Source organism: Sphingomonas sp. CBMAI 2297 (genome assembly GCF_029870595.1).
Taxonomy (GTDB): Bacteria; Pseudomonadota; Alphaproteobacteria; order Sphingomonadales; family Sphingomonadaceae; genus Sphingomonas.
On record NZ_JAPDIR010000009.1, the window covers coordinates 175,088 to 199,948 of the forward strand.

Here is a 24,861-nt window from a genome sequence, read left to right on the forward strand (position 1 = left end):
GATGAAGAAGTTCCTCCTCGCCGCCGCCTTTGGCGCGACGCTGCTGGGCGCCCCGGCCTTCGCGCAAGACGCGCCGCCGGCTCCGCCCCCGCCCGGCGGCGGCATGTTCGACCGGCTCGACACCAATCATGACGGCGTGATCACCAAGGAAGAATTCCAGGCCGATGTCGCCGCCCGCTTCGCGCGGCTCGACACCAACCATGACGGCAAGGTCAGCCCGGAAGAGCGCGCCGCCGCGCGTCCCGGTGGCGGTGGCGGTGGCGGTCGCGGCATGGCCGGCGACATGACGCTTGCCGACATGCAGGCCCAGGCCGAGCGCCGCTTCGACCGGCTCGACACCAATCACGACGGCAAGATCGATCAGGCCGAGTTCGCGGCGATGCGCACGCGGATGGAACGTCGCGGTCCCCCGCCGGGCGGCTCGGAGAGCAACTGAGCCCGCCCGCTCTGGCCCGGGCGGGTTTGCCTCCTCACCCGCCCGGGCACCCCTTGTCTTGCGGCATGCCCATGACTTACGAACCCGACATGCCGGACACGCCGCATCTCCTGCTCGTCGAGGATGAACGCTCGATCCGCGAGCCGCTCGCCCAGTATCTCACCAAGCAGGGTTTCCGGATCACCCAGGCCGGCGATGCCGAGGGCGCCCGGGCCCGCATGGCCGCCTATGCCATCGACCTGGTGGTGCTCGACATCATGATGCCCGGCGAGGACGGGCTGTCGCTCTGCCGCCACATCCGCGAGAGCAGCGACACGCCGGTGATCCTGCTCACTGCCCGGGGCGAGGAGACCGACCGCATCGTCGGGCTCGAGATGGGCGCCGACGACTACGTCGTGAAGCCCTTTTCCCCGCGCGAGCTCGCCGCCCGCATCAAGGTGGTGCTGCGCCGGCTCCAGGCCGGCGGCACTCGACAGCATGCGCCCGATGCGGGCAGCTTCGCCTTTGCCGGCTGGGTGCTCAAGACCGGCGAGCGCGCCCTGGTCGACCGCGAGGGCGTCTCGGTTCCGCTCTCCACCGGCGAATACAGCCTGCTCCACGCGCTGGTCACCCGGCCCCGCGCGGTGCTGACCCGCGACCAGCTGCTCGACCTGACCCAGGGCCGCGAGGCCGCCGCCTTCGACCGCGCGATCGACAACCAGGTCAGCCGCCTGCGCAAGAAGATCGAGCCCGATCCCCGCAACCCGGCGATCATCAAGACCGTCTGGGGCGGCGGCTACACGCTGGCGGCCGAAGTGACGCGGCTGTGACGAGCATTCGTCATCCCGGCGAAAGCCGGGATCCCAGGCGGCAAGCGAACGGCCTGAGGCACGAGATCCCGGCTTCCGCCGGGATGACAGCTTCCCGATGACTCGCCTCTTCCCCCGCTCGCTTCCCGGCCAGATCGCCCTGCTCGTCGCGGTGGCGCTGTTCGTCGCCCAGGCGATCAATTTCGGTTTCCTCGTCCGCGAGCGCCAGAGCGCTCGCTTCGCCCAGGTGATCGTCCCCACCGTCACCCGGCTGATCGATGCCGCCGAGCGGCTCGGCGCGCCGGTGAACCCGCGCCCGGATGCGCCCGGCATGGCCGAGCGGCGCGGCGGGCATGAGGGGCGTCGCCAACTGCGCGGGCGCGTCGATTTCGGCCCCGTCAATCCGATTCCCGCCGAGCTCGTCCGCCGCAGCGACATCGAACGCGACTTTCGCCGCGGGCTCACCGATGGCGGCGTCGCCATCGGGCAGGTCATCGCCGTGGTCCGGCCGATCGACGGCAGCCGCCCGCTGCTCAAGCGCATGGATCCCGCCCGCGCCGATCGCCTCCGCCGCATGGGCGCCGAGCTGATGGTGGCGGTCGAGCTGCCCGGCAAGGGCTGGCTCTCGCTCAGTTCGGCCTGGCCGCGCTCGGAGCGCGCCCTGATCCTGCAACTGCTCGCCCAGACGCTCATCCTCTATATCGTCGTGCTCCTGCCCGTCCTCTGGGCCGGCCACCGCATCGCCCGGCCGCTGCGCAAGCTTGCCATCGCCGCGCGCGATTTCCATCCCGGCGACGGCGCCCGGCCGGTCGAGGAAAGCGGCCCGAGCGACGTGCGCGCGGTGATCGCCGCCTATAACGCGCTCAGCACCCGGGTGACGGGCATGCTCGACGAGAAGGACCGCATGCTCGGCGCGATCGGGCACGACCTGCGCACGCCGCTCGCCGCGCTGCGGGTCCGCATCGAATCGGTCGAGGACGAGGACGATCGCGCCCGCATGGCCGACACGATCGACGAGATGAACCGCACGCTCGACGACATCCTCAGCCTCGCCAGGCTCGGGCGCCCGAGCGAGCCGCCCACCGATGTCGACCTCTCGGCGCTGATCGACGCGGTGGTCGAGGATTTCCGCGATCTCGGCCGGGACGTGACCTTCGAGGAGGCGCCCCGGCTGCGCATGCACCTGCGCCCCGCGCTGATGCGCCGCGCGGTGCGCAACCTGATCGAGAATGCCGTCAAATATGGCGGCGGCGCCGAGGTCCATCTCCGCCCGGGCGAGCAGCGCGTCGCGATCGAAGTCTGCGATCGCGGCCCGGGCATCCCGCCGGAGAAGCTGGAAAAGGTCTTCGATCCCTTCACGCGCCTCGAGGAATCGCGCAACCGCGAGACCGGCGGCGCCGGCCTCGGCCTCGCGCTGGCCCGCGCCATCGTCCGCGACGCCAGCGGCGAGATCAGCCTCGCCAATCGCGAAGGCGGCGGCCTGGTGGCCACGATCACCCTGCCGCGCAGCTGATCGCGCCAACCCGAAACCGCAAGCCACGCTGGCAATGTCGCTCCGTGGCCAGGGATCGATCCGCCGAAGTTGCGACGCCTGCTCCAGCGCGAAGCAACATGGCAGCCCTCATGCATCTCCGCGAATTTTGAATAAGATAACATCCGAAATGGATGAATTTTCGTTACGCATTTCTAATATTGTCAAGACGCCAATTTACATAAATATTCGACTTGCTTGCAAAGGGCGACTTCGATTCTTTCAAGCGAGAGAGGGGGAGATGTGCATGAGGTTTCTCATCAGTCTCGGCCTGGCTGCGATGATCACTTCGTCGGTGCAGGCTTCGGAAACCGTCACCTACACCTATGATGCCAAGGGCCGGCTGGTAAAGGTCGAGCGCTCGGGCACGGTGAACAACGGCGTCAAGGCCGAATACACCCATGACAAGGCGAACAACCGCAAGAATGTGAAGGTCACCGGTTCTCCAAATCCGGCGCCCTGACTCGCCACTTCGCCAATCATCCCATCGGATAGACCTGCTCCAATAGGGGGAAGCCATGCTGAAATGCGTCGGGGCCATGCGCCCGGGCGGCCGTCGCGCCGTCTCCAAGCTCCTTGCCTGCTCGATCCTTGCCACGGCCGCGATCGGCGGCATGTCGTTCGCGCCGGCGGTAAGGGCGCAAGTTGCGGCCAATGTCCCGGTCCGCGAGAACCTCGACGCGAACGGAGTGGATCTGTTCCTGGGCACGATGAACGCCGATGGCCCGGCGCTCACCGCCGGACAGGGCGGCGGGCAGGGATTCGTCCATCGCAAGCTGCTGCGCGGCAGCAATGTCTGGGGCGACAATCTGGTCGCCACGTTGCGGATAGACAGCGGCGGAGCCTTTGTCGCCTATGCCGGCAAGAGCGACCACTTCACGGTATCGGGCAGCACCTTCACCGCGACCGAAGGCAATGGATCCACCCTGTCGCTCAGCGGCAGCGTCTACACCTATACCCTGAGCGACGGAACGGTCATTCACTTCAACAAGACCTATGCCGGCGGAATACCGTTCAATACCGTCATCGGCGTCGTAACCGACATAACGAAACCCTCCGGCGAAACGCTGACCTTTACCTTCGAGAGCCTGTATTATTGCTCGCAATCGAAGGAAGGCGCCGACGGCCAGATCTGCACCGCCCATGCCTATGCGTATCGCGTGTCCAGCGTGCAGAATAACTCCGGATACAAGCTGACGTTCGACAACGGCCCTGCCTTCGCCGATCCCAGCGACATCTTCAGCACCGACTGGTACAACTGGTCGCTGACCAATGGCGTGTGGCTCACCAACACCAAGGTCGCGGGCGCAAGCAGCCGCTATCAGGGGTTCTCTTCCAGCTTTGGCGGCGGCAATGCCTATCTGACGATCACCGACCCGCTGGGGCGCGCCACCATATTCCGGACGAATACGGGTCGCCTTGTCGGGATCCAGCGCGCGGGAAGCGCCGGGGAGGACGTGACGGTCACCTATGACGGGTCGAACCGCGTCTTCAGCGTCACCAATGCGGCGGGGACGACGACGTACGGCTATGCCGACAGCGCCGGACTGCGGACGACCACGGTCACCGATCCGCTCGGCCATGCCACTGTCTACACGTTCGACATTGCATTGCAGCGGATGAAGTCGGCGACCACGCCCGCGCCGATCAGCAAGACGACGCGCTGGGATTACGACACGAGCGGGCGCGTCACCAAGATCACGGCGCCGGAGGGCAATTACACCCAGCTCACCTATGACGGCCGCGGGAACCTTACCGAGGCGCGCATGGTGGCCAAATCGGGCTCGGGCCTGGCCGATGTCGTGACGACCGCGGGCTATGACACCTCCTGCACCAGCGTCGCGAAATGCAACCAGCCCAACTGGACAAAGGACCCGAAGGGCAACCAGACCGACTATAGCTACAACAGCACGACCGGAAAGCTGCTGACCGCCACCGCGCCGGCGGCAAGCACGGGTGCCGTACGGCCGGCGACCACCTATAGCTATGTGACGGTGAACGGCACGCAGCAGGTCGGCGGTGTTTCGACCTGCCAGACCACTGCCTCCTGCGCGGGCACCGCCGACGAAGTGAAGACCAGCATCTCCTACGATACCAACGGCCTGCCCAATGTGGTGAGCAAGGGAGCGGGCAATGGCTCGCTCACCGCCACGACCACGATCGGCTATGACGATGTCGGCAACGTGATCACCGTCGACGGCCCGCTTTCGGGCACCGCCGACACCACCCGCTATCGCTATGACGCCGCCCGCCAGCTTGTCGGCGTGGTGAGCCCGGACCCGGACGGCGGCGGTTCGCTCCTGCCGCGGGCGAGGCGGTTCACCTATGATGCCAAGGGCCGGGCAACGCTGGTCGAGATCGGCAATGTGAACAGCCAGAGCGACAGCGACTGGGCAGGCTTCTCGCCGCAGCAGCAACTCGCCACCGACTATGATGGCGTGGACCACAAGACGAAGGAAGTGGCGAGCGCCGGCGGCACCGCCTTCCAGGTGACCCAGTACAGCTATGACGCGGCCGGACGGCTCGACTGCACGGCGCTGCGGATGAACAGCGCGACCTGGAGCGCGCTGCCGGGCGCCTGCGCGCTGGCGACGACGGGCAGCGCCGGCCCCGATCGGATCACGCGCAACATCTATGACGAGGCCGATCGGCTCACCAAGGTGCAGACTGCCTATGGCACGACGGACCAGGCTGACGACGTCACGAAGGCCTATACCGACAACAGCAAGCTGGCGAGCGTGACCGATGGCGAGGGCAACAAGACCAGCTACGAATATGACGGGCTCGGCCGGCTCTCGAAGACCTATTATCCGGTAGCCACCACCGGCTCGGGCACCAGCTCCGCCACAGACTATGAGCAGCTGAGCTATGACGCCGCGGGCAATGTCTCGTCCTGGCGGCTGCGCGACGGACAGGTGATCGCCTATAGCTATGACAATCTCAACCGGATGACGCTGAAGGACCTGCCCGGCAGCGAGCCCGACGTGACCTATGGCTACAACCTGCTCGGCCAGGTGACGAGCATGGTGCGCCCCGACATCACGCACGGCTTCAGCTATGACTCGCTGGGGCGGCTGACCAGCGAAGCCCAGCCCTTCGGCACGATCGGCTATCAATATGATCTTGCCGGCAGGCGCACGCGGATGAACTGGTGGGACGGCTTCTATATAACCTATGACTATCTGGTCACCGGCGAGATGACCGCGATCCGCGAGAATGGCGCGGCCTCGGGGCTGGGCGTGCTGGCAAGCTACAGCTATGATCAGCTCGGCCGGCGGACCGGCATCGCCCGAGGCAACGGCACCGGCACGAGCTACGGCTATGACGGCGCCTCGCGCCTGGCTTCGCTCACCCAGGACCTGGCCGGCAGCGCCTATGACTTCACGCACGGCTTCGTCTACAATCCGGCGGGGCAGATCACCGCGCAGACCCGCTCGAACGACGCCTATGCGTGGAACGGGCACTACAATGTCGATCGCGGCTACACGATCAATGGCCTCAACCAGGCGACAACGGCCGGCCCGACCGGCATCGGCTATGACGCGCGCGGCAACCTGACGAGCTCGGGAAGCGCCGGCTACACCTATTCGTCGGAGAATCTGCTCAAATCCGGGCCCGGCGTAACGCTCTATTACGACGCGCTGGGGCGGCTGTCCGAATATGACACCAGCACCTCGACCCGCTTCGTCTATGACGGCGGCAACATGGCGGCGGAGGTCGCCAACCCCAGTGGCAGCGTGTTGCGGCGCTACGTGTTCGGTCCCGGCGCCGACGAGGCGCTGTTGTGGTACGAGGGATCCGGCACGAGCGACCGGCGCTGGCTGCATGCCGATGAGCGCGGCTCGGTGACCACGGTGAGCGACAGCTCGGGCAACGGCATCGGCGTGAACAGCTATGACGAATATGGCATCCCGGGCACGGGCAATATCGGGCGGTTCCAATATACCGGCCAGGCCTGGCTGCCCGAACTCGGCATGTCCTATTACAAGGCCCGCATCTACTCGCCGACCCTGGGACGATTCCTGCAGACCGATCCGATCGGCTATGACGCCGGGATGAACCTGTACAATTATGTCACCGGCGATCCGATCAATTTCAGCGATCCGTCCGGGCTCAGGGACTGCGGCCCCGGTGAAATGCCGGTTGCCCGATCGAGCCGGCAGGACGCGACGCCGGGAAGCTTCATCACGGTAACCGCGCCGCAGATCTACTGCTATCCCATGAAGACGATCAGCCCTGACGCCCGCGATGCGCCGAGGGGCGGTGGCGGCGGGCGCGGCGCGTCCCCGCCCAAGCCCACGCCGCCCAAGCCGACACGGCCAAAGACCGATTGCGAAAGGGCGCTCGAGCAGAGCGGGGAAATCGAATATGGCGGCGCCACCGGCACGGCGATCATTGGCGGCGGGCTTCAGGTCAGCTGGGGACAATGGACCAATCTGAGGACCGGCTCCTGGGGGAACTACAAGACCTTTGGCGCCGGCCTTGGAGTCGGGGCGGGCTTCACCAGGGACTATGGCCGCGCCCGCTCGCTGGCGGACTTTGTCGGCTATGGCGAGACGGCGTCGGCCGGCATATCCTATGGGCCGATCGGCGCCAGCTATTCCGCCACGCAGAATGTGGATGGCGAATGGGTTTCGCAGGGTGGTTCCCTGGGATATTCGAAAGATATCCCGGGTCTCTCGATCGCGAACTTCAGTGGCGCTCTGACCGCTACTGCCGGAGATACTTCGATCAGTGGGTGTCACGTCGTTGGTAGCTAAACTGTCCTTAGTAGCCGCGCTGGGTTGCGCGATGCTTGTTGCCTCCTGCGACATCAACAAGGAGCCGAAGCCGCGCGACCCAGGGCCTTTTCTTGGATGCTACGACGATGGGGGCATCCGCTTGCACTTGATGCAGGATCACCTCACGATAAATGACAAGCCATTCAAGTATAGTATCGAATTCAGAAAAGTAGGCCTGATCCTCAATTCCGATTTCAACATAATAGCCTTGCCCGATGGCGGAATTTCCGTTTCCAAGGCGAACTATCCCATGTTCTACAGGATCGACCGTGCGGATAATGTTCCGGTGATCATCGTGGCGGATAGCGATTCACGAGTGTATAATTTGAAGATGCGCAGTAATAATTGCTAGGCATCGCCGGTGCGGGCTTCGGCGCCGACCCATCGGACCAGAGGGTTGGCGCGCCTCCTCACCGTGGCGGCGCCTTGGAGTAGCCCGACCAGCCGCGGACAATCTCGCGCACCACCGGCGCGCCCACCTGGTAGAGCCCGTCCAGCGCTGGCAGATAGCCGGCGAAGGATTGCGGCCCCTCCCGCACCAGCTGCTCCGATGCCGGCACGGCCCTGGGGGGCATGTCGAAGTTGCTCGCCGCGCGGAGCAGCAGGACCCGGTCCGGGTCCACCCGCCCTGCCCGACCCAGCGCCGACAGCGCGACCATCGCCCCGGCGTCGTTGGTCTCGGTGGTGCGGAACGTGCCGCGGCCATCGGTCATATAGGCGACCCAGCGGCGCGCCCAGGCATCCAGCCGGCCGCCGAGCCAGAAGGTTTCGGACGAGAGCGTCGATCCGATCGCGACCTCCGGCGCCGAACGCGCCCGGGGCTGGTCATATTCCTCGCGTACGGCCCGCATCTCGGCATTGTCCGGAAGCGCGACGCGGACGGTCAGCCGATACGCCCAGCGGGCAAGCGAGGCATTCAGCATGGTGACCGTCCGCGCGCGGTTCGTCCGGAATGGGCCGGTCCAGCCGCGGACATCCTCCGGCGAGCCCGCCGCCACTCGCGGCTCGGGATAGGGCCTGGTCTTGCCGGCCGGAAAATATCCCTCCGGCCAGTCGGCGGGGATCTCGCGGGCGTCGATCTCATGGGCGACGTCGCCGTTGACGACGAAATCCGTCCAGATCAGGTCGCCGATGGTCCCCGTCTCCGGCGACGTGCCCGCAATGCCGTTGATCAGCCAGTAGGAGCGGGAAAGGTCGAAATTCGCGTCCAGGCCCAGCGCCATCAGGTTCACGGCGGGATGCAGGCTGTTGGGCCCGATCTTCATTGCGATGATCGATCCGTCGGCATTCGCCCAGACCGGGTTGAACGCTCCCCTCACCGGCAGCCGCCGCTTGAGGTTCAGGCCCTCGATCCAGTGATGCAGCTCGCCCGGCTTGTCGGCATCTCCCCAATAGCCCTTCTCGCCATAGGCCTTGCTGGTCTCGAAATATCCCAGGATGACCACCTTCGGATGCAGCACCGCGGCCCCGGCATTACCAGGCAGGGCGGCCGATATCAGCGCCGCCGCAATTCCAAGCCCACGCATTCGGTCGCGCCCCCTTTTTGCATGCTGATCGTCCGACCATGATAGCCGGGCCCGGCTTCGCAATCGATGGCCCTTCGGCAACCGCGATCCCCGCGCCGCGTTTGCAGCTTCGGGAAACGACAGAGGGAGGATTTCGCAATGCGCGCGATGATCGCAATGACGATGCTGGCGCTGGCCGGCTGCACCCAATCGACTTCGACCTCCGGGCCGCCACCGGAGCTGCGCGGAGGCCAGTTGAGCCCGGTCCCTGCCTTCAACGGCGGCGGCGAAGGCTGGAGCATCGACATCACCTCCACCGGCGGCGGCGCCCATGACGCCAGCCTCGTCTGGGCCAGCGGCTCGCGACAGAGCGATTTCAAGCTGTTCTACAAGGGCCAGCCGGCGGACGCGCCGAGCACCCTGATCGTCCTGAGCGGCGAGATTCGGGCAGCCGGCGCGCTCCGGCCGGTGATCGTCGAGATCAAGCGCGAACCCTGCAAGGACGATGCGGGCGCCAGCTTCCTGCACAGCGTGACGGTGACGGCGGAGGGCCTGGTGCCGGGCACGAGCCAGATGCGCGGCTGCGGCCATCTCGCCATGCGCTAGGCCTCGATCAGGTTTCCCCTTTCTTCCGTCGTCCTCGCAAAGGGGGGATGACGGAAATGGAGGCGGGCCACGGTTTCAAACCCGGGGACGAAGCCCTCGCATGCGGCATCGAAATCCGCCGCCATCCGGAAACGAAAAAGGCCGGAGTTTCCACCCCGGCCTTTCGCATCCAAATCGGTGTAGAAACCTCGGCGATCAGCCGACGATCTCTTCCGTCTTGAAGAAGAAGTTGATCTCGATCTCGGCGTTCTCGTCCGAGTCCGAACCGTGCACCGAGTTCGCCTCGATCGATTCGGCCAGTTCCTTGCGGATGGTGCCGGCATCGGCGTTGGCCGGGTTGGTGGCGCCCATGATGTCGCGGTTGCGCTGCACGGCGTTCTCGCCCTCGAGCACCTGCACGACGACGGGGCCCGAGATCATGAACTCGACCAGGTCGTTGAAGAAGGGGCGCTCACGGTGGACGCCGTAAAAGCCCTCGGCCTGCTCGCGGCTCATCTGGATGCGCTTCGAAGCGACGACGCGCAGGCCGGCCTCCTCCAGCATCTTGGTGACCGCGCCGGTCAGGTTGCGGCGGGTGGCGTCGGGCTTGATGATCGAAAAGGTCCGGTTCGCGGCCATGGCCGTGCGGCTCCTGCTTTTGAAGTTGTGGAAAAGTCGCGGCTCCCTAGTCCCGGGCGGCACACGATGCAAGCGTCCCCTATAGGCATGCGCTTGCCCGGTCGCGCGATACTGTTCTTTCCGGAGCGCTTTTGGGCGTCCGGCGCCTGCAACTCAGGCCGCCTTCTCCCAGCGGCCCTGCGCATTCTGCTTCCAATAGTTGCGCTCCACCCCGTCGCGGTCCGCCAGCGCCTTCCAGGCGATGCGCGCTTCGGCGATCCGCTCCTCGCCGAAGAAGTGGAAGACCCGCTCGAAGCCCAGCGCCTCCTCGCGCCACACGCCGTCGGCCAGCGCGACGTTGCGCGCGCCATTGGCCGCGGCGCCCGCTTCGGCGGCGATCAGCACCGGCTGGCGATCGTCATCGGGCCCGCCGGCCTGGCCATGGGGCAGGAAGCTGTCGGGCGCATAGGTCCAGAGCAGCTGGTCGAGCCGGGCGCGCTGGCTCGCCTCGCCCGCCACGATCAGCAGCCGCCCGCCGGCCTCGATCACGCGCTCGGCGATACGGGGCAGCGCGCGTTCCAGGGGAAGCTGCGTCAGATGGTAGAAATCGACCTGCATGGCTCCTGTTAGCGTTTCCGTGCGTTCGGGCCAACGCACGTGACGTTGCGATGGCGCAACCGCTGCGATAGGGCGGTAGGGGCCGCGTGCACGGGAGTTGAAGCAAAGGTGGGAATCGAAGTGACGCGCAAGGCCTTGCTGCTGTCGGCCGCGCTGGGCCTGTGCCTGGCGGCCGAGGCGCGCGCGCAGACGCAGACCGAGCCGAATCAGGGCGCGCCCACGCCCGCGCCGGCCCCGATTCCGGCGGCCGCCCCCAATCTGCAGACTCCGGCGGTCGAGCCGCCGCCCCCGTCGCCGACGGCGCTGCCCGAGGGCGAGGACCAGATCCAGTTTACCGCCGACCAGCTCGAATATGACAATGAGCAGGACGTGGTGACCGCCACCGGCGACGTCCGCCTCTATCGCCGCAGCGAGCGGCTGCGCGCCGACAAGGTGGTGTGGAACCGCAAGTCGGGCCAGGTCGTGGCCGAGGGCAATGTCGTCCTGGTCAATCCGCAGGGCGACAGCGCCTATGGCGACAAGATCGAGCTGACCGACACGCTGAAGGACGGCGTCGTCCAGAACATGCTGGTCGTGCTCGACGCGGGCGGCCGCGTTGCCGCCCAGCGCGGCGAGCGCCATGAGGACGGCAGCTTCATCGTCCACAACGCCGCCTACACGCCCTGCGCGGTCGGCGATTCGGAGGGATGCCCCAAGGAGCCGACCTGGAAGGTCACCGCGGACCGGGTAGTCTATGATCCCGACAGCAAGCGGCTGCGCTACACCGGCGCCCGCGTCTCGGTGTTCGGCTTCGCGACGATCCCGCTGCCGGTCTTCTCGCACCCGGTGGGCGGCGAGAGCGCCAGCGGCATCCTGTCGCCGGACCTGCGCTACAACCGCACCAACGGCTTCCAGTTCGCGCTGCCCTATTATCTCAGCTTCGCGCCCAATCGCGACCTGACGATCACGCCGCGCATCTACACCAACGTGCTGCCGGTGCTGCAGGCCGATTATCGCGAGCTGAATGCGCTCGGCGCCTTCCGGCTCAGCGCCTATGGCACCTATAGCCGCCGGGCGGACGATCTGACGGTTCCCGTCACGCCGGCCACTTCGAAGAACGATTTCCGCGGCTATTTCGACGCGGTCGGCAATTTCCAGCTCGATCCGGCCTGGAGCGTCAGCGCCTCGCTGCGGCTGACTACCGATCGCACCTTCCTGCGCCGCTACGACATTTCGCGCGATGACAGGCTGCGCAACAATATTCGCGTAGAACGTATTGATGCCGATAGCTATTTCTCGATAAATGCCTGGGTGGTGCAGACGCTGCGGGTCGGCGATCGTCAGGGCCTGCAGCCCTATGCCCTGCCCGAGATCGACTATCGCCGCCGGATGGACGACGGGCTGGTCGGCGGGCGCTTCGAGTTCCAGCTCAACACATTGGCGATCGGCCGCTCGGACGGGCAGGATTCGCAGCGCGCCTTCGCCAGCGCCCGCTGGGACCTGCGCCGCCTGACCAATTGGGGTCAGGAAGTGACGCTAACCGCCTATGCCCGGGGCGATCTCTACAACGCCTCGGACACGAACCTGACCAGCGTGGTCAGCTATCGCGGCGAGGATGGCTTCCACACCCGCGGCATCGCCGCCGCGGCGGTGGACGTGAAATGGCCGCTGGTCGGCAGCCTGTTCGGCGGCACCCAGCGAATCACGCCGCGTTTCCAGGTCGTCGCCTCGCCCAAGATCGCCAATCTGGAAGTCCCCAACGAAGACGCCCGCGCGGTGGATCTGGAGGATTCCAACCTCTTCGCGCTCAATCGCTTCCCGGGTTATGACCGGTTCGAGGATTCGACCCGGTTCACCTGGGGCATGGACTATGCGCTCTACCTGCCGGGCTTCTCGATCGACGCGAATATCGGCCAGAGCTACCGCATCTCGTCGCGCCCCACGCTGTTCCCCGACGGGACGGGGCTGACCGACCGGGTTTCCGACATCGTCGGCCGCACGGTGATCCGCTTCCGCGACTTCATCAGCTTCACCCATCGCTACCGGCTGGACAAGGACAACCTCGCCTTCCGCCGCAACGAAGTCGACATGACGCTCGGCTCGCGGTCAACCTATATCCAGCTCGGCTATCTGCGCCTCAACCGCAACATCAGCGCGTCGCTGGAGGACCTGCAGGACCGCGAGGAGCTGCGGCTCGGCGCGCGCGTCCAGATCGCACGCTTCTGGTCGATCTCGGGCTCGACGCTGGTCGACCTCACCGACCGCAAGGAGGATCCGACCTCGCTCTCCGACGGGTTCGAGCCGGTGCGCCACCGCGTCGGCATCACCTATGAGGACGATTGCCTGCGGCTGGGCTTCACCTGGAAGCGCGACTATGCCACCACTGGCGACGCGTCGCGCGGCAACTCCTATCTGTTCACGCTGGCGTTCAAGAATCTCGGACGCTAGGCTCCGCGGCAGAGGGGAACCGCCGGTAAGCCTAAGTTCAGGCACAATTGGCCAGTAAGCGCCACGCTTCCGGCAGATTTGAGGGTACGGATTCACGTGAACATTGGTGTTACCAAGGCGATCCGCGCAGGCCGCTCGTCCGTTCTGGCGCTCGCGATCTCCAGCCTGGCCTCCGCCGCCATGGCGCAGACCGCCCCGAACGCACCTGCGCCGGCACCGGCGACGCAGGAGGAACAGGAAGCGGCGCTCGCCGCCCAGCTCGACCTTCCCCGCGATCTCAAGCTGTTCGGCAAGGCCGATCCGAACGTCCGCAAGCCCACCGCGATCGTGAACGACACGGTGCTGACCGGCACCGACGTCGACCAGCGGCTCAACCTGATCATCGCGCTCAACAAGCTCAACCTGAAGCCGGAAGAACGCGATCAGTATCGCATGATGATCCTGCGCCAGCTGATCGACGAGACGCTGCAGATCCAGGAGGCCAAGGCCAACGAGATCAAGGTCGACCCCAAGGAGATCGACCAGAGCTTCGCCTCGGTCGCGCGCCGCCTCCAGAAGACGCCCGAGCAGATGCGCGCCTTCCTGCGCCAGGCCGGCGCGTCGGAGCGGACGATGCGCAAGCAGGTCGAGGGCGAAGTCGCCTGGAGCCGCCTGCTGCGCCGCAAGGTGGACATCAACGTGAGCGACGAGGAGGCCAAGGCCATTCTCGACCGCCTCAAGGCCGCGCAGGGCAGCGAGGAATATCACGTCTACGAAATCTACATGAACGCGACCGAAGACCGTAAGCAGGAAGTCTATGCGGGCATGCAGCGCATCATCCAGCAGATGAAGGAAGGCGCGCCGTTCGACTATCTCGCCAAGACCTATTCGGAGAGCTCGACCAAGGGCCAGGGCGGCGATCTCGGCTGGGTCCGCCTCGCTCCCGGCATCCTGCCCGACGAGATGACCAAGGCCGTCGAGGAGATGCAGCCCGGCCAGGTCGCCGGTCCGATCCCGCTCACCACCGGCTTCACGGTCGTCTACCTCGCCGACAAGCGCAAGGTCGGCATGGCCGATCCGCGGGGCGCCAAGCTCTCGCTGCGCCAGATCACCATCTCCTTCCCCAAGGGCACGACCGAGGCGCAGGCCACGGCGCGCGCCGGCCAGTTCGCGCAGGCGACCCAGGCCATCAAGGGCTGCGGCGATGCGTCCAACGTCGCCGCCGCGCAGAATGCCGAGGTGGTCGAGAAGGACGGCGTGATCATCGGCGAGCTGCCGCCCGCGCTCCAGCAGATCATCCTGCCGCTGCAGGTGGGCCAGGTGACCCAGCCCTTCGGCACGATCGAGGACGGCGTGCGCGTTCTCGTCGTATGCGGCCGCGACGATCCGCCGGCGGCCGGCCTGCCCTCGCTCGAGCAGATCCAGGACGGCGAGGCCGACAAGCGTACCAATCTGCGTGCGCAGCGCATGCTCCGCGACCTGCGGCGCGACGCGCTCATCGAATATCGCTGAGGTGATCCGGCCGCTCGCCATATCCATGGGCGATTCGGCCGGAATCGGCCCCGAGATCACCGCCAAGGCATGGAAGGCGCGCGAGCTTCACTCGCTCGCGCCCTTCTTCGCCATCGGCTGTCCGGGCGCGGTCGAGCGGGTGTGGGACGGCCCGGTGGCCCGCATCGACAATCCGGACGAAGCGGCCGGCGTCTTCGGCGACGCGCTCCCGGTGCTCGCCGTCAGCGACACTTGCGAGGTCACGCCGGGCAGCCCCGACGAGGCCAGCGCGAAGGCCGCGCTCCAGTCGCTCGAGCTGGCGGTCGGCCTTGCCAATGCCGGCGCCGCCGGCGGCGTGGTGACGGGCCCGGTGTCGAAGGTCCAGCTCTACAAGATCGGCTTCACCCATCCCGGCCAGACCGAGTTCGTCGCCGAACGCTGCGGCATCTCGCCCGAGAACGCCGTGATGATGCTCGCCGGCCCCACGCTGCGCGTGGTGCCGATCACCGTGCACGAGCCGCTGGCCCGGGTGCCCGAGCTGCTCACCATCGAGCTGGTGCTCACCAAGGCCCGCGTCACCGCGCGCGGCCTGTTGCGCAATTTCGGCATCGAGCGCCCCCGGCTCGCCTTTGCCGGCCTCAACCCCCATGCCGGCGAGAGCGGCGAGATCGGGCGGGAGGAGATCGACGTCCTCCAGCCCGCCATTGCCCGGCTGCGCGAGGAGGGAATCGACGCGATCGGCCCCTTCGCCGCCGATGCGATGTTCCACGCCCGCGCCCGGGCCGGCTATGACGCCGCGCTCTGCCCGACCCATGACCAGGCGCTGATCCCGATCAAGACGCTGCACTTCGACGAGGGCGTGAACATCACCCTCGGCCTGCCCATCGTGCGCACTTCGCCCGACCATGGCACCGCCTTCGGCATCGCCGGCAAGGACGCCGCCAATCCCGGGGCGATGATCGCCGCGATCAAGCTGGCCGCCAGCGCCGCGCAGCGCAGGGCCGAAGCCGCGGCGTGACCAGCCTTCCGCCTCTCCGGGACGTCATCGGCAAATATGGTCTCAGCGCGAGCAAGGCGCTGGGCCAGAATTTCCTGTTCGACCACCAGCTCCTCGCCCGCATCGCCAAGGTGCCCGGCAAGCTCGACGGCGCCGAGGTGTTCGAGGTCGGCCCCGGTCCGGGCGGCCTCACCCGCGCGCTGCTTCAGGGCGGCGCCAGCGTCACCGCGGTGGAGCGTGACCGGCGCTGCATTCCCGCGCTCGAGGAACTCGGCAGCTATTTCCCCGGCAAGCTCCGCGTCATCGAAGGCGATGCGCTGGAAGTGGACGCGCCCGCGCTGTTTCAGGGCAAGCCCCATGTCGTCGCCAACCTGCCCTATAATGTCGGCACCGCCCTGCTCGTCGGCTGGCTTTCGGCCGAATGGGCGCCGTGGTGGGCCAGCCTGACGCTGATGTTCCAGAAGGAAGTCGCCGAGCGGATCGTCGCCGGCCCGGACACCGAGCATTATGGCCGGCTGGCGGTGCTTTCCCAATGGCGCTCCACCCCGAAGATCGCGATGCACGTCCACCGCTCGGCCTTCACGCCGCCGCCCAAGGTGATGTCGGCGGTCGTCCACATCGTCCCCGGCACGCCGCCCGAAGGCGTGCGGCTGAAGACGCTGGAGACGCTCACCGCCGCCGCGTTCGGCCAGCGCCGCAAGATGCTGCGCCAGAGCCTGAAGGGCGTGCCAGGCGCGCTGCAGGCAATGGAGACGCTGGGCATCGATTCCAGCCGGCGCGCCGAAACGGTGACCGTCTCGGAATTCGCCGGGCTGGCCCGCACCCTGGGTTGAACTCGTCAAAGAGCGACGGCACCGGATCGGCCCGCCGGGAAATCCCAGCAGGCGAAACCCTACATTGCAAGCAGGATCAGAACCCGGGCAGGCAGGATCAGGGCTTGGCCGTCGGCGTGGCGCTTGGCGCGGGCGCAGGCTCGGCCTGGGCGGTGGTGACCGGCGGGCCCTTGGCGATCGCCGCCGAGAGCTGAGTCGCGTCGGCGCAGCCCTTGGCGCAGAGCTTCTCGATCTTGGCCAGATTCTCCTTGGCCCGCTCCATCGCCCCCTTGGCGACCATCGCCTCGCCCTGGCCGCGCAGCGCCGCCGTGTCGTTCGGCTCGAGGCTCAGCGCCTCGCGATAAAGGCGGATCGCCTTGCCCGGCAGGCTGTTCTTGCGGGCAATCTCGGCGAGGACCAGATAGGCTTCGCGGTTGCGCGGGTCCACCGCCAGCGCGCTTTCCAGCGCATCGCCCGCGCCCTCGAGATTACCGGCAGCCAGCGCCGCGCGCCCCTGCCTGACGAGTTCCACCGAGCGCGGATCGATCTGGTTGTCGGCACGCTGCGCCATCAGCGAGGTGGAAACCGAGAGCAGCAGCAACGCACCGGCTGCCCCAATCGCAGTGAAACGCATCACATTCTCCGAAATCTGCCCCGTCGCTATCATGGCCGGCGCATCCTCGCGACAAAAAAGCCATCGGTCGAGTCCCCCAGCGGGGTGAAGCGCAGCCCCGGGCCACGCCGTGTGCCGGCCCCGAGCGCCAGCGGCTCGGCGCTCCAGCCCGGATGCCGGCCGAGGAACGCCTCGGCCTGCCCAGCCCCCTCCGCATCGAGCAGCGAGCAGACGACATGGACCAGCACGCCGCCGGGGCGGACGAGATCGGCGGCGATATCGAGCAGCGCCGCCTGAGTCGCGACGTAACGGTCCAGCCGCTGCGGCGTCAGCCGCCAGCGCGCCTCGGGGTTGCGGCGCCAGGTGCCGGTGCCCGAGCAGGGCGCATCGACCAGCACGACATCGGCGCGGCCGGCCTGGTCGGCGAGCATCGCGGCTTCCTGGTTGGGATTGAGCAGGCGGGTTTCGGCGATCGACACTCCTGCCCGCTCGGCGCGGGGCATCAGCCGGGAGAGCCGCGGGCGGTCGATATCGCAGGCGAGGATCGAACCATGGTTCGCCATCGCCGCGGCGAGCGCGAGCGTCTTGCCGCCGCCGCCCGCGCACAGATCGATGACGCGCTGCCCGCGCCCGGCGCCCGCCGCCAGGCTGACCAGCTGGCTGCCGGCATCCTGCACCTCGAGCAAGCCGTCCTTGTGGGCGGCCAGTTGCTCGATCGCCGTATCCGAAGGCACGCGCAGCCCCGCCGGCAGGCCCGGCAGCGGCACCGCGCCGGCGATCTCCGCCTGGATCGCCGCCGGATCGGCCTTCAGCGTGTTGACGCGAATGTCGAGCGGCGCGCGCTCGAGCAATGCTCCCTGCTCATCGGCATCGAGGTCCGATGCCAGGAAGGCAGCCGCCAGCCAGCCCGGCAGCACGCCCGCTTCGGCAACGGGCTCGCCCGGCACGATCGGCGCGGGGCCATAGGGCGATCCGTCGAACAGCGCCGCCAGCTCGGGCCGGCGCGCGGCGAGCGCCAGTATCGCGGCGCGGCCGCTTTCCGGGCGCTCGCCGAGCATGCGGATCGCATCATAGACCAGCGCGCGGATCGCCCTTCGGTCCTTGGAACCGGCATAGCGGCGCTCGCCGAACCAGCGGGCGATGATCGTGTCGGCCGATCCGCCCTGGTCGCGGGCGGCGTCGGTGATCTTGTCGAGCAGGTCGATGGCAGCCTGGAGGCGCGCCGCGGGGTTCACGACATTAAACCGGGTGGTTGCGCGAAATGTTGAATCGCTTGAACCCCCGCGCGGGTGCGGGAGGGGTCGCGGGTCGGGGCAATCGCGCTCGGCATGCCTCGACCAGAAGCAGAACATCTCCAACTTTGACAGCGGAATCTCGACATTGCCGGCCGATCCCGCCACAGCCACGCCAACCCAATCGGAAGGCAAGCACATGGCGTTCACGGCGAAGATCCTGCTCCTCGGCTCGGGCGAGCTCGGCCGCGAGTTCGCGATCTCGGCCAAGCGGCTGGGCGCCCAGGTGATCGCGTGCGACGCCTATGCGGGCGCCCCGGCGATGCAGGTGGCGGACGGCTTCGAAATATTCTCGATGCTCGACGGGGCGCTGCTGCGCGCGGCGGTGGAGAAGCACCGGCCCGATTATGTCGTGCCCGAAGTGGAGGCCATCCGCACCGAGGTGCTCGCCGAACTGGAGGCCGAGGGCGTCACCATCGTCCCCTCCGCCCGCGCGACGCAGATGACCATGAACCGCGACGGCATCCGCGAAGTCGCGGCGGTCGAGCTCGGCCTGCGCACCTCGCGATACCGCTATGCCGAGAGCCTGGAGGAAGTGCTGGCCGGGGCCGGCCACACCGGGCTGCCCTGCGTGATCAAGCCGGTCATGTCCTCCTCGGGCAAGGGGCAGAGCACGGTGCGCTCCGCCGATGGGCTGGAGGCGGCCTGGGACTATGCGGTCGCGAACATGCGCGGCGATCGCAAGCGCGTGATCGTCGAGGAGTTCGTCGCCTTCGACTATGAGATCACGCTGCTCACGGTCCGCACCCGCCAGGGCGTGCTCTTCTGCCCGCCGATCGGCCACCGCCAGGAGCGCGGCGACTATCAGGAGAGCTGGCAGCCCGCCGCCATGTCGGCCTCCGCCATCGCGGACGCGCAGGAGATGGCGCGCAAGGTGGTCGACGATCTGGGCGGCTATGGGTTGTTCGGCGTGGAGTTCTTCGTGAAGGGCGAGGAAGTGATCTTCTCCGAACTCTCCCCCCGCCCCCACGACACCGGCATGGTGACCCTGATCTCGCAGAACCTCAGCGAGTTCGACCTGCATGCGCGCGCGGTGATGGGGCTGCCGATCCCTGCGATCACGCTGCGCGGGCCCTCGGCATCGGCGGTGATCCTGGCGGACCGGGCTTCGGAGGACCTGTCCTATGACGGGCTGGCCGAGGCGCTGGCGGTGCCGGGCGGCGACGTGGACGTGCGGATCTTCGGCAAGCCGAATTCGCGGCCGTACCGGCGGATGGGCGTGGCGCTGGCCCTGTCCGGGGATACCGATGCCGCGCGACGTGTGGCGGCCGAGGCGGCGGGCAAGGTGCGGATCGGCTACGGCGCCTAGGCTGAGAACCCGAACAAGCCCTTGAAACTCCACCCGTCATCCCCGTGCAGGCGGGGATGACGAGGAAGGGTTAGCGGGGTGACGGTTCAAGCAAGGGAGTCCCCAACCTAGGCATCCCCCAATGCCGGGCGCGCTCCGAGCCCCGGCGCCTTGCGCCCGAATCGGCCGATCAGCCTGGATGCGAGCATCAGTGCCGCCAGCGCCACGGCTGCGCCGATGATCATGTCCGACAGATAGTGCGTCCCCTCCACCGGCACCGACAGCAGCATCGCCAGGCTCAGGCAGATCAGCGGCCAGCGCAGGTTTCCGCAGCGCCAGGCCGCGGCGATATAGAGGACGCCCGAGGCGGTGTGGAAGCTGGGAGCCGAGACCAGGCCGCGCAGCTCGTCGAGATTGACGCGACTCAGTTCGTGCGCGCGAAGCGGGGGGATGAGCGTTTCCTGCCAGATGGCGCTGCTCGGCATATAGGGGATCGGCCCCTTCCAGAGATAGGAGAGCGGCCCCACCGCCGGCATGAACAGGTACAGGGTCAGCGTGATCAATGCGGCCAGCCAGAATCCGGCGAGAAAGCGATGGGCCTCGCGGCGCTGGCCACGGATCGCAAAGGCCGCGAGCAAGGCCGCCGGAATCACATAGATGCTCTGATAGGCGGCCATGCCGAGCAGTTGCAGGCTCCGGTGCCTGGCAGCCATCTCGTACCAGGCGAGCCAGTTGAAACGCAGCGCCTCGTCGGCTCTCTGCAGCCACGGATCGGCGAAGCCGTGCGACAGCGCCGCCAGCGGATAGCTGCTGACCGCGCCGATCAGCGCCATGGCGGTGAAGAAGGCGAAATACTCCGCGCAGTCGGCCGCCGCCTCCGCCCAGCGGAAACTCGTGCGGCCGAAAACCGGGCGAACGGCGAAAGCCAAGGCGAGCGCCAGGAAATAGGGCGCGTTGCCCGGCCGCAGCAGATCGACGCCGAGCTGCGCCTTCCACAGCAGCGCGCCGCAAATCGCCAGGCTCAGCCCGAGCGCGCCCCATAGCTGCGCGGGAGAGAAGCCGTCCGACAAGGGCGGCGCGCCGGGAATGATCCCGGGCGCTGAACCGGGGAGCGGTCGAAGCAGGGCGTTGGCCGGCACGGGCCGGAGGCGATCGAAACTTGGCACCGTCCGGAGGGTAACGATTTGTCGAGCCCGCGCAATCGCATAGACGGCGGCACGAGCCCGCTGCCCGTCCGGACGCGGGATCGCGCCCTGCCCGTCACCGCGTCGGGTAGTTCGGCGCTTCCCGAGTGATCGTCACGTCATGGACATGGCTCTCGCGCAGGCCGGCATTGGTGATGCGCACGAACCGCGCCTTCTTCTGGAACTCGGCGATCGTCGCGGCACCGACATAGCCCATCGACGCCTTCACGCCGCCGACCAGCTGGTGGATCACGTCCTTGGCCGGGCCCTTGAACGCCACCTGGCCCTCGATGCCCTCGGGCACCAGCTTGAGCTGGTCCTTCACGTCCTGCTGGAAATAGCGGTCGGCCGAGCCGCGCGCCATCGCGCCGACCGAGCCCATGCCGCGGTACGACTTGTAGGCGCGGCCCTGATACAGGAAGGTCTCGCCCGGCGCTTCCTCGGTACCGGCGAGCAGCGAGCCGATCATCGCGGTGGAGGCGCCGGCCGCGATCGCCTTGGCGACGTCGCCCGAAGTGCGGATGCCGCCATCGGCGACCACCGGCACGTCGTGCTTCGCGGCTTCGTTGGCGGCATCCATCACCGCGGTGAGCTGCGGCACGCCGACGCCGGCGACCACGCGGGTGGTGCAGATCGAGCCCGGGCCGATGCCCACCTTCAACCCGTCCGCGCCCGCATCGATCAGCGCCTTGGCCGCCTCGGCGGTGGCGATGTTGCCGGCGATCACCTGGACGCGGTTGGAGAGCTTCTTCACGCGCTCGACGGCCCGCGACACGTCCTTGTTGTGGCCGTGCGCGGTGTCGATCACGATCAGGTCGACCTCGGCATCGACCAGCGCCTCGGTGCGCGCGAAGCCCTTGTCGCCCACGGTGGTGGCGGCGGCGACACAGAGGCGGCCGGCGGCATCCTTGGTGGCGGCGGGATAGTTCACCGCCTTCTCGATGTCCTTCACCGTGATCAGCCCGACGCAGCGATAGGCATCGTCGACGACGAGCAGCTTCTCGATGCGGCGGGCGTGGAGCAGGCGGCGCGCCTCTTCCGACGAGACGCCGGCGCGGACGGTGGCGAGGTTCTCGTGCGTCATCAGCTCGGAGACGCGCTGATCGGGGCGCTCGGCGAAGCGGACGTCGCGGTTGGTGAGGATCCCGGCGAGCCTGCCCGACGCCTCGACGATCGGAATGCCGCTGATCTTGTGCTGCGCCATCAGCGCGCGGGCCTCGGCCAGCGTGCCGGTGGGCGCCATGGTGATCGGATTGACGACCATGCCGCTCTCGAAGCGCTTCACCGCGCGGACCGCCTCCACCTGCTCCTCGATGTCGAGATTGCGGTGGAGCACGCCGATGCCGCCCAGCTGGGCCATCACGATCGCCATGTCGGCCTCGGTGACGGTGTCCATCGCCGAGGAGAGGATCGGAATGTTGAGCGAAAGGCCGCGGGTCACCCGCGTGCGGGTATCGGCCATGCTCGGCAGGACTTCGGATTCTCCCGGATAGAGGAGAACGTCATCGAAGGTGAGGCCGAGGGGGATGTCCATGGGGTGCGCCAATGTCCTGATTCGGAAGTTGGCGGCCCATGTAACCGCGAGGGTCGGAAAGCGCTAGGGGGTCGGCGTCTTCGGGCGTCATGCACAACAGGGCCTGCTCGATCGCGATCTGCTGGCGCAGGCTGCGGACGAGCGCCGTGGACGCGCGGCAATAGCCCGGCCAGTCCTCCGCGATCTCGCGCAGGCCCCAGGCGCCGACATGCATCGTATATTCGATGCTGGTGTCGATGTTCGACTGGCGGAGCGCCGCGAACTGCTGGGCGATGACGCCGCCGGCCTCGCGCTCGCGCGCCAGGCAAAGCGCATCGACCGTGTTGCGGCGCTCGCCATTGACCCTGGAGATGTAGAGGCGGACGCGCGACAGCCGCAGTTGGTCCAGCTCGGGCTGGGCGAGGAGCGTCTCGATCTCGTCGAGCGCGGCAAGCAGGTCACGATGCAATAGGGACAGGCCGGGCATATGGTCATCATAGAGGCTGCTTGCCCCGCCGCCCGGCTTCAGGCGCCGAAATGTTCCGTAGTGGTCCGATCGGCGGCGCGCTTGAGCAGGGCGCGGGCCTGGTCGACGTGCATCGCCTCGATCATCCGCCCCTCATATCGCTCCGCGCCCCCGGTCGCCGCCGCGATCAGGGCGCGGGCATCGGCGATCTCGGCCTCGCTCGGACCGAAGGCCCGGGCGGCGATGGCGAGCTGGCCGGGATGGATCAGCGACTTGCCGTCGAAACCCAGCGCCCGCCCCTCGCGGCACTCCGCCGCCAGGCCCTCGGCGTCGTCGAGCCGGTTGAACACGCCGTCCAGCGCCCAGACCCCGCCGGCGCGGGCGGCGAGGACGATCGTCTGCAACGCGACCGACATCTGCGCGCGACCGCTCGACGGCGGCAGGCGGAGCGCGGCGGCCAGGTCGTTGGTGCCGGCGATCAGGCCCGCCACGCCCGGCACCGCGGCGATCGCGGCGGCGGCGAGCACGCCGAGCGGAGTCTCGATCATCGCCAGCAGCGGCTTGCGGACGTCTTCCACCACCTTCACGACATCGGCGGTGCGTTCCGCCTTGGGCAGCACCGCAAAATCGGCGCTCGAGGCGGCAACAGCGGCGCAGTCTTCCCAATGCTCATGCGACTCGGTGCCATTCAACCGGATCGCGGAAAGGCTCGCTCCGAAGCCGATCACCACCGCCTCCAGCGCGGCAAAGCGCGCCTCCGCCTTGTCTTCGTCCTTCACCGCGTCTTCCAGGTCGAGGATCACCAGGTCGGCCGGAAGCCCGCGCGCCTTCTCGATCGCACGCGGGTTCGAGGCCGGGAGGAACAGGGCGGTGCGCGGTGCGAGACGGGCCGTGATCATGGCCCATCTCTATGCTAGCAAGGATCGGATTGGCGAGGGCCACATTCTTCTGGGCCGCATTCTTTTTGGGCCACATTCTTTGGGGGAGTCGGAATGCTCGTACTCAATGTCTTCCTGGGCGCGGTGGCCGCGGTGGTCGTGCTCTATCTCTTCTCCAGCGTCACGATCGTCCGCCAGGGCTATCAATATACGATCGAGCATTTCGGCCGGTTCACCACGGTCGCGACGCCGGGCTTCAACTTCTATCCCGCCTTCTTCTACCGGGTCGGCCGGCGCGTGAACATGATGGAGCAGGTGATCGATATTCCGGGCCAGGAGATCATCACCAAGGACAATGCGATGATCTCCACCGACGGCGTGGTGTTCTTCCAGGTCCTCGACGCGGCCAAGGCCGCCTATGAGGTGTCGGACCTCTATATCGCGCTGCTCCAGCTCACCACGACCAACCTGCGCACCGTGATGGGATCGATGGATCTCGACGAGACGCTGTCGAAGCGCGACGAGATCAATGCCCGGCTGCTCTCGGTGGTCGACCATGCGACGACACCCTGGGGCGTGAAGATCACCCGCGTGGAGATCAAGGACATCCGCCCGCCCGCCGACATCGTCAACGCGATGGGCCGCCAGATGAAGGCCGAGCGCGAGAAGCGCGCCAACATCCTGGAGGCCGAGGGCACCCGGGCCTCGGAGATCCTGCGCGCCGAGGGCCAGAAACAGTCCAAGATCCTCGAGGCCGAGGGCCGGCGCGAAGCGGCCTTCCGCGACGCCGAGGCGCGCGAACGCTCGGCCGAGGCCGAGGCCAAGGCGACCCAGCTCGTCTCGGACGCGATCGAGGCCGGCTCCAGCCAGTCGCTCAACTACTTCATCGCGCAGAAATATGTGGAAGCGGTCGGCAAGTTCGCGACCTCGCCCAATGCCAAGACCATCCTGTTCCCGGTCGAGGCGACGCAGCTGATCGGCACGCTGGGCGGCATCGGCGAGCTGGCGCGCGACGCGCTGGGCGGCAGCTCGCCGATGCCGCCCAGCGTGCCGATCAGC

22 protein-coding genes are annotated in these 24,861 nt (G+C 67.6%); 13 read left to right on the forward strand and 9 right to left on the reverse strand.

Annotation, left to right across the window (positions count from 1 at the left end; translation table 11 throughout):
* The first annotated feature begins 1 nt into the window (after position 1).
* The 6 genes from OMP43_RS14350 to OMP43_RS14375 all read left to right on the forward strand — a co-directional run bounded on the left by OMP43_RS14350 (position 2) and on the right by OMP43_RS14375 (position 7,888).
* Positions 2–436, forward strand: a complete 435-nt coding sequence (locus OMP43_RS14350; RefSeq protein ID WP_280280208.1) for an EF-hand domain-containing protein — start codon at positions 2–4, stop codon at positions 434–436.
* Between the two features lie 89 nt (positions 437–525).
* Positions 526–1,245 (forward strand): response regulator, encoded by a 720-nt coding sequence (locus OMP43_RS14355; protein ID WP_280280237.1) that lies wholly within the window; start codon positions 526–528, stop codon positions 1,243–1,245.
* 97 nt (positions 1,246–1,342) lie between these two features.
* Positions 1,343–2,737: an ATP-binding protein gene (locus OMP43_RS14360; RefSeq protein WP_280280209.1), complete on the forward strand. Its 1,395-nt coding sequence runs from the start codon at positions 1,343–1,345 to the stop codon at positions 2,735–2,737.
* A gap of 265 nt (positions 2,738–3,002) precedes the next feature.
* Positions 3,003–3,218 carry a hypothetical protein gene (locus OMP43_RS14365; protein ID WP_280280210.1) on the forward strand — a complete coding sequence of 72 codons (216 nt, stop codon included), beginning with the start codon at positions 3,003–3,005 and terminating at the stop codon, positions 3,216–3,218.
* Between the two features lie 55 nt (positions 3,219–3,273).
* Complete coding sequence (locus OMP43_RS14370; protein WP_280280211.1) at positions 3,274–7,515, forward strand: RHS repeat-associated core domain-containing protein; 4,242 nt, start codon at positions 3,274–3,276, stop codon at positions 7,513–7,515.
* Positions 7,505–7,888, forward strand: a complete 384-nt coding sequence (locus OMP43_RS14375; RefSeq protein ID WP_280280212.1) for a hypothetical protein — start codon at positions 7,505–7,507, stop codon at positions 7,886–7,888. The genes OMP43_RS14370 and OMP43_RS14375 overlap by 11 nt, the downstream gene beginning before the upstream one ends.
* A gap of 58 nt (positions 7,889–7,946) precedes the next feature.
* Here OMP43_RS14375 and OMP43_RS14380 read toward each other — a convergent pair whose 3' ends face one another.
* Positions 7,947–9,062 carry a purine nucleoside permease gene (locus tag OMP43_RS14380; protein WP_280280213.1) on the reverse strand — a complete coding sequence of 372 codons (1,116 nt, stop codon included), beginning with the start codon at positions 9,060–9,062 and terminating at the stop codon, positions 7,947–7,949.
* Positions 9,063–9,200: 138 nt separating this feature from the next.
* Between OMP43_RS14380 and OMP43_RS14385 the strand changes: the two genes are divergently transcribed.
* Positions 9,201–9,647 (forward strand): hypothetical protein, encoded by a 447-nt coding sequence (locus tag OMP43_RS14385; protein WP_280280214.1) that lies wholly within the window; start codon positions 9,201–9,203, stop codon positions 9,645–9,647.
* 195 nt (positions 9,648–9,842) lie between these two features.
* Here OMP43_RS14385 and ndk read toward each other — a convergent pair whose 3' ends face one another.
* Together ndk and OMP43_RS14395 are read right to left on the reverse strand one after the other, a co-directional pair.
* Positions 9,843–10,265 (reverse strand): nucleoside-diphosphate kinase, encoded by a 423-nt coding sequence (gene ndk / locus OMP43_RS14390; RefSeq protein WP_280280215.1) that lies wholly within the window; start codon positions 10,263–10,265, stop codon positions 9,843–9,845.
* A 153-nt stretch (positions 10,266–10,418) separates the two neighbouring features.
* Positions 10,419–10,862, reverse strand: a complete 444-nt coding sequence (locus tag OMP43_RS14395) for a DNA polymerase III subunit chi (RefSeq protein WP_280280216.1) — start codon at positions 10,860–10,862, stop codon at positions 10,419–10,421.
* A gap of 120 nt (positions 10,863–10,982) precedes the next feature.
* Between OMP43_RS14395 and lptD the strand changes: the two genes are divergently transcribed.
* From lptD to rsmA, 4 genes are all read left to right on the forward strand, one after another.
* Positions 10,983–13,289: an LPS assembly protein LptD gene (gene lptD / locus OMP43_RS14400; RefSeq protein ID WP_280280217.1), complete on the forward strand. Its 2,307-nt coding sequence runs from the start codon at positions 10,983–10,985 to the stop codon at positions 13,287–13,289.
* 96 nt (positions 13,290–13,385) lie between these two features.
* The gene (locus OMP43_RS14405) at positions 13,386–14,780 is read left to right on the forward strand and encodes a peptidylprolyl isomerase (RefSeq protein WP_280280218.1); all 1,395 of its coding nucleotides are present in this window, start codon (positions 13,386–13,388) and stop codon (positions 14,778–14,780) included.
* A gap of 1 nt (position 14,781) precedes the next feature.
* Positions 14,782–15,777, forward strand: a complete 996-nt coding sequence (gene pdxA / locus OMP43_RS14410) for a 4-hydroxythreonine-4-phosphate dehydrogenase PdxA (RefSeq protein ID WP_280280219.1) — start codon at positions 14,782–14,784, stop codon at positions 15,775–15,777.
* A complete protein-coding gene (rsmA, locus tag OMP43_RS14415; RefSeq protein ID WP_280280220.1) occupies positions 15,774–16,589 on the forward strand; it encodes a 16S rRNA (adenine(1518)-N(6)/adenine(1519)-N(6))-dimethyltransferase RsmA in 816 nt (271 codons plus the stop codon). Before pdxA ends, rsmA begins: the two co-directional genes overlap by 4 nt.
* A 97-nt stretch (positions 16,590–16,686) precedes the next feature.
* Here rsmA and OMP43_RS14420 read toward each other — a convergent pair whose 3' ends face one another.
* Together OMP43_RS14420 and OMP43_RS14425 are read right to left on the reverse strand one after the other, a co-directional pair.
* On the reverse strand, positions 16,687–17,202 hold the full coding sequence (locus OMP43_RS14420) for a tetratricopeptide repeat protein (protein ID WP_280280221.1): 516 nt from the start codon (positions 17,200–17,202) through the stop codon (positions 16,687–16,689).
* A 29-nt stretch (positions 17,203–17,231) separates the two neighbouring features.
* Positions 17,232–18,416: an RsmB/NOP family class I SAM-dependent RNA methyltransferase gene (locus tag OMP43_RS14425; RefSeq protein WP_280280222.1), complete on the reverse strand. Its 1,185-nt coding sequence runs from the start codon at positions 18,414–18,416 to the stop codon at positions 17,232–17,234.
* Between the two features lie 196 nt (positions 18,417–18,612).
* On the opposite strand from OMP43_RS14425, the gene purT reads away from it, so the two are divergent.
* Positions 18,613–19,782 carry a formate-dependent phosphoribosylglycinamide formyltransferase gene (purT, locus tag OMP43_RS14430; protein ID WP_280280223.1) on the forward strand — a complete coding sequence of 390 codons (1,170 nt, stop codon included), beginning with the start codon at positions 18,613–18,615 and terminating at the stop codon, positions 19,780–19,782.
* A 107-nt stretch (positions 19,783–19,889) separates the two neighbouring features.
* Here purT and OMP43_RS14435 read toward each other — a convergent pair whose 3' ends face one another.
* The 4 genes from OMP43_RS14435 to OMP43_RS14450 form a co-directional block, all read right to left on the reverse strand.
* Complete coding sequence (locus OMP43_RS14435) at positions 19,890–20,831, reverse strand: phosphatase PAP2 family protein (protein WP_280280224.1); 942 nt, start codon at positions 20,829–20,831, stop codon at positions 19,890–19,892.
* 190 nt (positions 20,832–21,021) lie between these two features.
* Positions 21,022–22,479, reverse strand: coding sequence for an IMP dehydrogenase (gene guaB, locus OMP43_RS14440; protein ID WP_280280225.1), 1,458 nt, complete (start codon positions 22,477–22,479; stop codon positions 21,022–21,024).
* Positions 22,448–22,945 (reverse strand): hypothetical protein, encoded by a 498-nt coding sequence (locus OMP43_RS14445; protein ID WP_280280226.1) that lies wholly within the window; start codon positions 22,943–22,945, stop codon positions 22,448–22,450. Before OMP43_RS14445 ends, guaB begins: the two co-directional genes overlap by 32 nt.
* A 38-nt stretch (positions 22,946–22,983) precedes the next feature.
* Complete coding sequence (locus OMP43_RS14450; protein ID WP_280280238.1) at positions 22,984–23,820, reverse strand: CoA ester lyase; 837 nt, start codon at positions 23,818–23,820, stop codon at positions 22,984–22,986.
* A 96-nt stretch (positions 23,821–23,916) separates the two neighbouring features.
* Between OMP43_RS14450 and OMP43_RS14455 the strand changes: the two genes are divergently transcribed.
* Positions 23,917–24,861, forward strand: a 945-nt coding sequence (locus tag OMP43_RS14455; RefSeq protein WP_280280227.1) for an SPFH domain-containing protein, incomplete at its 3' end; no start/stop codon positions are given.